Source organism: Anaerolineales bacterium, assembly GCA_022866145.1.
In the GTDB taxonomy this organism is placed as follows: Bacteria; Chloroflexota; Anaerolineae; order Anaerolineales; family E44-bin32; genus PFL42.
On sequence record JALHUE010000180.1, the window covers coordinates 1 to 7,273 of the forward strand.

Here is a 7,273-nt window from a genome sequence, read left to right on the forward strand (position 1 = left end):
CATGGTGACTCGCCTGGGCATGAGCGAGGGCCTGGGGCCGATGGTGTACGGTCAGAAGGAGGAGCTCATCTTCCTCGGACGCGAAATCTCGGAACAGCGCGACTACTCCGAAGCCGTGGCCGAGAAGATCGACATCGAGGTACGCGAGATCGTTCAGCAGGCCTATGTCCGAGCCCGCTCCCTGGTGATCGAGTACCGCGAGCAGCTCGACCAGGTCGCTCAGCGCCTGATCGAGGTCGAGACCCTCGACCGCGCAGAGTTTGAAGCCTTGTTCAACAAGCCGGTCGCTCCGAAGAACGGGGGAACTCCCGTGCCGGCGGCCGCCTAGACAGGGCAGCCAGCCATGATCCCGAGGCCTCACCCCAGGCGAGATCCATAGACCTCAGTGGGCGGGGACAACCCCGCCCACTGCTTGGCTCTGCCTGCTGGTTCTTCGTTTTCCGCCGGCCGCTGGATGCCGCCCCCGTCGCCTGGGATCAGTCGGGTGCCCGGGCGCGATCGCCCTCCTGCTTGACCAGCTCACGCCGCAGGATCTTGCCGACCGTCGTCTTGGGCAGCTCGGTCCGGAACTCGACGGAGGTCGGCACCTTGAAGGGCGCCAGCCGCTCCTTGCACCAGGCCTTAACCTCGTCTTCGGTGAGCGTTTCGCCGGGCTTGGTCACCACCCAGGCCTTGACCGTCTCCCCACGGTAGGTGTCCGCCACACCAGCGACGCCGACCTCAAGCACCTTGGGGTTCTCGGCAATGACCTCTTCTACTTCCCTCGGCCAGACCTGATAACCTCCGGGCTTGATCAATTCCTTCTTGCGGTCGACGATGTAGAAGAACCCGTCTTCGTCCATCCGGGCGATGTCTCCGGTGTACAGCCAGTCTTGGCGCAGGCTGTTGGCGGTTTCGCTGGGCATGTTGTAATAGCCGCGCATGACATTCGGACCCTTGATCACCAGCTCGCCGATCTCACCCACTCCCATCTCCGTCACCTCATCGTCCAGCGACACGATCCGGCAGTCGGTGTCAGGAAAGGGCAGGCCGATCGAGCCGGTGCGTCCCCCGCCTTGAAGCGGGTTGCAGTGGGTAGCGGTTGGGGCTTCCGACAGGCCGTACCCTTCTACCAGCTTCCCGCCCGTCAGGGCTTCGAACCGCTCCTTGGTCTCCCGCATCAAGGGGGCCGAGCCGGAGATGCAGGCTCGGATCGAGCTGACGTCGACCTTGCCGGCGATCACGTCCGGGTGGTTGTTGATAGCGTTGTACATGGCGGGAACGCCGGGGTAGATCGTGGGACGATAGCGAGCGATCGAATGGAGCACGTCTGCCATGTCCCGCGGATTCGGCACCATCACCATGCTGGCGGCGGAGGCCACGGCGAGCATCATGCCGGCCACCATGCCGTAGACATGGAAGAGCGGGATGGCCATCAGGACGGTTTCCTCGCCCAGGCGGACATCCGGCATCCAGGATCGGATCTGCAGGGCGTTGGCCACCAGATTCCGATGCAGGCCGATCGCCGCCTTCGACACTCCGGTCGTGCCGCCGCTGTACTGGAAGATGCCAATGTCCTCCGGCCCAACATCCACCTCGGGTCGATCGGCCGGCTGATACCGTCGCAGCAGATCCTGCAGCCAGATGTCCCCCTGCTCCAGGTCGACGCGGTGTCCGTCCTTCTTCTCCTTGGCCAGGGTGAACAACAGCCGCAGCACAGGCGGCAGGCCCTCTTTGATGTTGGTGACGACCAGCTGGCTCAGGCGAGTCTTGGGCTGGGCTTCCTTGACCTTTCGGTAGAAGTTGCTGGTGACCAACATCAGCTCCACACCCGAATCCGAGAGCTGGTGCACGATCTCACGCGGCGTGTACAGCGGGTTGGTCGCAACCACCAGACCGCCGGCCTTGAGGATGGCGAAGAAGGAGAGGACAAACTGCGGGATGTTGGGCATGAACAGGCCCACCGGCTGCCCCTTGATGACCCCCAGGCCGGCCAGGCCCGCCGCCAGGCGGTCGGTCATCTCGTCCATCTGGCGATAGGTCACGGTGGCGCCCTTGAAGATCGTGCAGGGCCGATCAGGGAACCGGCGGGCAGCTTCCTCAAGAAGGTGGTTCAAGGAGACGGCTGGGTACTCGATGGTGCGGGGGACTCCGGGGTCGTACTGCCGATACCAGGGTCGCTCCTCCATGATGGTCGGCCTCCTTAGCGCCTGCTCAAGGTGGACCGGATGTCCTGCTTCGTTTATACAACAGAACTCGCCCCTCGGCGCGCGATGATATAATCGGCCCATGCCGGTCCCGCCGCCCGACGCCTGGTGAGCGGGCCGCTTTCTTGGCCCCCCCGGCGCCCGCCGCACCTGACCCTTGCTCGGGCCCAGGCCGCGAACCCTACGGAGGAAGCCTATGGTCCAAACGCTATCTGTGCCCGGCCCTAAGGCCAGGGCCTATCTGGAACGCGACTCGCTGGCCGTCTCCCCCTCGTACCCTCGCAGCACCCCGCTCGTCATCGATCACGGGTCGGGCTCGGAAGTGTGGGACGTCGACGGCAATCGCTTCGTCGACCTTGCTGCTGGGATTGCGGTTTGTTCCACCGGTCACAGCCACCCGCAGGTGGTGCGGGCGATCCAACAACAAGCAGAGCGTTTCATCCACATCTCCTCCGACTACTACCATCCACTTTGGATTGATTTCTCCGAGCGGCTGGGCAGCATCGCCCCGTTTGATGAGCCGGCACGGGTGTTCCTGGGTAACTCCGGTACCGAGGCGGTCGAAGCCGGCCTCAAGCTCGCCCGCTATCACACTGGACGCCAGCACTTCATCGGGTTCTACGGCGGATTCCACGGGCGTTCGATGGGGTCGCTCTCGCTCACGGCCAGCAAGCCGATACAGCGCCGCGGCTTCACGCCGATGCTCGGCGGCGTGACCCATGTTCCGTTTCCCGACCCATACCGGCCGGTGCTGGCTCCAACCGACAGCGACTACGGCGTGACCATCGTCAACTACATCAAGAACGTCGTGTTCAACCGTTCGCTGCCACCGGAGGATTGCGCGGCGGTGGTCGTTGAGCCCATCCTGGGAGAAGGCGGCTACGTCGTGCCCACACCCGGCTTCTTCCCGGCCCTGCGCCGGTTGTGCGATGAGTACGGGATCCTGCTGATCGTGGATGAGGTCCAGACCGGCGTCGGGCGCACCGGGAAGTGGTGGGCGATCGAACATTGGGGTGTCGAACCGGACATTGTGTGCGTTGCCAAGGGCATCGCTTCCGGCGTTCCCCTGGGCGCGACCATCGCCCGCGCCAGCATCATGGATTGGCCGTCGGGGTCCCACGGCAATACCTATGGCGGGAACCCGCTTGCCTGCGCGGCGGGCATGGCGACCCTTGAGTTGATCGAGGAACGGTTTATGCAGAATGCGGCCGAGGTCGGCGAATACACCTTGGACGCTCTGGCTGAGATCCAGTCGCGTCATGCGAGCATCGGGGACGTGCGCGGCAAGGGCTTAATGATTGGGGTCGAATTCGTCAAGGACCGCTCCACCAAAACCCCAGCACCGCGCTTGCGGCAGGCGGTCGTCGACAACGCTTTCAAGCACGGCTTGCTCCTGCTCGGCGCCGGGGATTCGACGGTCCGCCTCTCTCCACCGCTCAACATCACCCGCCCGTTGATGGACGAGGGCCTGGAAGCTCTCGAGCTCTCCATCACCGAGGCCGAGAACGCCCGGCTGGACTAGCCACCCATGTTGCCGGATTTCCGCGTCCGACAGCGCGAGTATCTGCTCGAGATCTCGCGGGCAATCACACAAGAACTCGATCTTGAGAAGGTTCTCGGCCTGGTCGTTCGCCTATCCACTGAACTGCTGGCCGGCCATGCTGGGCTGATTGCTCTGCGCCAGGAGAGCGGGGGCTGGCATGTGGCGGCGAGCTACGGCATCAACCCCGCCTTGCTCAAACAGCTGGGCCCGCTCCTGGCCGATATCCCCGACCAGAAGGATCCCGCCCGATTTGAGCTGCCGGAGGTCAATCGCCGTTTGCAGCGGATGACCGAGGCCGCCTCCCTGGGGCTCCTGACAGGCGTTGGGCTTCCCATGGTCACCCGCAGCGAAGTGGTGGGCGTGATCTTCGTCTTCCGCTCCTACCGAGGGTTGTTCTCGGCCGATGACCGCAATCTGCTCTCCGGGTTTGCCGCGCAGGCCGCGATCGCCGTCCAGAACGCAAGCCTGTACCGAGACGTCACCCAGCAGCGCCAACACCTGGCTTCGGTGCTCGAGTCATCAGCGGATGGGATCTTCATCCTCGACCCGGCCCACAAGGTGATCGGCTTCAATCGGGCTTGCGCCCGCCTGACGGGAATGCCGTCCGAGCAGGCGATCGGAATGGAACATGCCCAGGTCATCGTCTGGGCGCAGCGGACGCACGGGATCCCCCTGGAAGAAGCCGAGGCCAGCGGCTGGCCGCTCCACCGGCAGGCCACCCTGTACGTCGAGGGCGATCTGCGCAAGCCCAACGGGGCCACTACCAGCGTCGGGGTCACCTACGCCCCGACGGCTGCCGCCGATGGCAGGCTGCTGGGCATCGTCGGCAACGTCCGCGACATCACGCGCTTTCGCGAGGCCGAGGAGCTCAAGAGCACCTTCATCTCGATCATCAGCCACGAACTGCGGACGCCGGTGGCGTTGATCAAGGGATACGTCGGCACGCTGCGCCGCGAGGACGCCCGCTGGGAGCCTGCCGTTGTCCGCCAGAGCCTGGCGGTGATCGAGGAGGAGGCGGATCATCTGGCGACCCTGATCGACGACCTGCTCGACGCCTCGCGCCTGCAGGCCGGCGCACTCCGCCTCAAGCAGGCCGAGGTCTCTCTGGACTTGGTGGCGGCGCGGGCCGCCGAGCGCTTCCAGACTCAGAGCGACAAGCATCGCCTTCAGGTCCACTTCCCGCCCGCCTTCCCCGTGGTCATCGCCGATGAAGATCGCCTCTCGCAGGTGGTCAACAACTTGCTCTCCAACGCCGTCAAGTACTCCCCCGAGGGCGGGACGATCACGATCAGCGGCCAGGCTCGGGCGGACGACGTGGTGGTATGCATCAGCGATGAAGGCCCGGGAATCCCCCAGCAGGACGCCCCGCGTGTCTTTGACCGCTTCTTCCGCGCAACGGAATCTGCCCGCACAACTAAGGGCACCGGCCTGGGACTCTTCCTCGCCAAGGCGGTGGTCGAGGCCCACGGCGGACAGATCTGGGTGGACGAGACCCGCACCAAGGGGGCCCGCATCTGCTTCTCCTTGCCCCGAACACCGACATCATCAGCTTCCGTGGGATAGGAACCGAATATGGCTAGAAGCGTGACCCAGATCCGCTGCCCGAACTGCGGCAGCCCCATCCAGGCTGCGATCGAGCAATTGGTCGACGTCGCTCAAGACCCCTCGGCCAAGGCGCGCCTGCTCAGCGGCTCGCTCAACCTCGCCCGCTGCCCGAACTGCCGTTACGAAGGCCAGCTCTCGACGCCTCTGGTCTACCATGACCCAGCCAAGGAGTTGCTGCTCACCTTCCTTCCGGTTGAGGTCGGCCTGAATAAGGATGATCAAGAGAGGTTGATCGGCCAGCTCATCAATCAGGCCGTCAGTCGGCTCCCGGCTGAACAGCGCAAGGGCTACCTGTTCCAGCCCCAGGCGGTACTTACCGTCCAGGGCATGCTGGAGCGAATCCTGGCGGCGGACGGGATCACCCGCGAACAACTCGAGGCCCAGCGGGGTCTGATGAAACTGTTCGAGGAAATGCTCCACACCCCCGAGGAAGGCCTAGCCGCCTTCGCCGCCCAGCATGACCAGGACCTGGGCGCCGCCTTCTTCCAGCTGGCGGCCGCCGCCATCCAGTCGGCGCCCGACGAGCGCGCCGCCCAGGCGGCTGAGGAGAAGCTCGAAGCCGTGATCGGCGCCAGCTCGTTCGGCAAACGATTGGCGCAACAGGAGGCCGAGCTGCGGGCCGCCGCCGACAGCCTGCGCGGCAGCGGTGCCGACCTGACGCGGGAGCGCCTGCTCGACTTGATCCTGACCGCCCCCGGACCCGACCGGGTGGCGGCACTGGTCAGCCTCGCCCGCCCGGCATTGGACTACGAGTTCTTCTCCCTGCTCAGCAGCCAGATCGAACAGGCCGAAGGCGCGGACAAGGAACGCCTGACCGACCTCCGGCAGCAGCTGCTCGACCTCACCCAGGAGATCGACCGGGTGCAGGATGCTCGCGTTTCTCAGAGCGCCGCCCTGCTCAAGTCGATCGCCGCAGCCGCTGACCTGGAGCAGGCCGTGGCTGCCAGCCTTCCCTACATTGACGACCTGTTCATGGGCATCCTGCAGGCCAACTTGAGGGCTGCCACTGAGCGCGGCGACAAACTCAGCCTGCAGCGGCTGCAGCAGGTAGAGGCCGTGATCCACCAGCTCCTGCGCCAGGCGATGCCGGAGGGACTGCAGCTTGCCGATGAAGTCCTTCAGGCTGAAGACATCCAGAAGGCACGAGCGCTGCTCGAGGCCTCCGCCGGCAAGATCGATGAACAGACGCTGGGTGCGCTGATGGGCGCGGCCCAGCGCCTCGAACAGTCGAACGAGCCCGAGATGTCGGCTGAGATCCGCGAGCTGCACCGGACGGCGCTACGTCTCTCGATGCAGGCCAAGCTCGCAACCGGGGGATCCTCTGCCTCGCCACTCTCCGCCAGCTAGTCTCCACGAGAGCTAGAGGCAGCTGGCGGTCTGGCGATCGACCGGTGGCTGGCCGCATGCACAAGCGAGGGGCATGCAACGCCTGCGGGCTCTGGCGGCCGACGGCTTGCCGGGCTGGGCCTTGACGTACCAGCTAGGCAATTCGGCAGATCAGGCCCTTGAGGTACCGGCCCTCCGGAAAGGCCAGCGCCACCGGGTGATCCGCCGGTTGAGATAGCCAACCGACAATCTGGGCATCCAGCGACGCATCCACCGCAGCCTCGGCCACGATCGTCTGGAAGAACTCCGCCGAAATCGCCCCTGAACACGAGAAGGTGTAGAGCGTCCCTCCCGGACGGAGCAGCTTGAATGCCAACAAGTTGATGTCCTTGTAGCCGCGGGCGGCCCGCTCCACCTGGGCCGCGCTGCCGGCGAAGCGCGGCGGATCCAGGACGATGGTGTCGAACCTCTGGCCCCGGTCGCGCAACTTGCGCAGCGCGACGAAGACGTCTGCCTGCTGCCAGTCCGCCTTCTGTGCCTCAAACCCATTGAGGCTCAGGTTGGCCTTCCCCAGGGTGATCGCCCCAGCCGATTCCTCGACGGAGAGCACTGA

At 65.3% G+C, this 7,273-nt stretch carries 6 protein-coding genes; 4 read left to right on the forward strand and 2 right to left on the reverse strand.

Going from position 1 to position 7,273, the window contains the following annotated elements; genetic code table 11:
- Positions 1–328: cell division protein FtsH (locus MUO23_05700; GenBank protein MCJ7512447.1), on the forward strand; the 328-nt coding region annotated here is incomplete at its 5' end.
- 148 nt (positions 329–476) lie between these two features.
- Here the strand turns inward: MUO23_05700 and MUO23_05705 are convergent.
- A complete protein-coding gene (locus tag MUO23_05705; protein ID MCJ7512448.1) occupies positions 477–2,168 on the reverse strand; it encodes a long-chain fatty acid--CoA ligase in 1,692 nt (563 codons plus the stop codon).
- A 214-nt stretch (positions 2,169–2,382) separates the two neighbouring features.
- Here MUO23_05705 and MUO23_05710 point away from each other — a divergent pair, with 214 nt between their 5' ends.
- The 3 genes from MUO23_05710 to MUO23_05720 are packed head-to-tail and all read left to right on the forward strand — an operon-like array spanning position 2,383 to position 6,681.
- Positions 2,383–3,708, forward strand: coding sequence for an acetyl ornithine aminotransferase family protein (locus tag MUO23_05710; GenBank protein MCJ7512449.1), 1,326 nt, complete (start codon positions 2,383–2,385; stop codon positions 3,706–3,708).
- A 6-nt stretch (positions 3,709–3,714) separates the two neighbouring features.
- Entirely contained in the window at positions 3,715–5,292 is a 1,578-nt protein-coding gene (locus tag MUO23_05715; protein ID MCJ7512450.1) for an ATP-binding protein, read from the forward strand.
- Between the two features lie 9 nt (positions 5,293–5,301).
- Positions 5,302–6,681, forward strand: a complete 1,380-nt coding sequence (locus tag MUO23_05720) for a CpXC domain-containing protein (protein ID MCJ7512451.1) — start codon at positions 5,302–5,304, stop codon at positions 6,679–6,681.
- A 133-nt stretch (positions 6,682–6,814) separates the two neighbouring features.
- Here MUO23_05720 and MUO23_05725 read toward each other — a convergent pair.
- A partial coding sequence (locus MUO23_05725) for a class I SAM-dependent methyltransferase (protein ID MCJ7512452.1) occupies positions 6,815–7,273 on the reverse strand: 459 nt, incomplete at its 5' end.

What these genes read in the sequence shown, in the direction of transcription:
- MUO23_05720 (MCJ7512451.1), top strand. Translation starts at nt 5,302, where the DNA reads ATGGCTAGAAGCGTGACCCAGATCCGCTGCCCGAACTGCGGCAGCCCC.
- MUO23_05710 (MCJ7512449.1), top strand. Translation starts at nt 2,383, where the DNA reads ATGGTCCAAACGCTATCTGTGCCCGGCCCTAAGGCCAGGGCCTATCTG.
- MUO23_05705 (MCJ7512448.1), bottom strand. Translation starts at nt 2,168, where the DNA reads ATGGAGGAGCGACCCTGGTATCGGCAGTACGACCCCGGAGTCCCCCGC.
- MUO23_05715 (MCJ7512450.1), top strand. Translation starts at nt 3,715, where the DNA reads ATGTTGCCGGATTTCCGCGTCCGACAGCGCGAGTATCTGCTCGAGATC.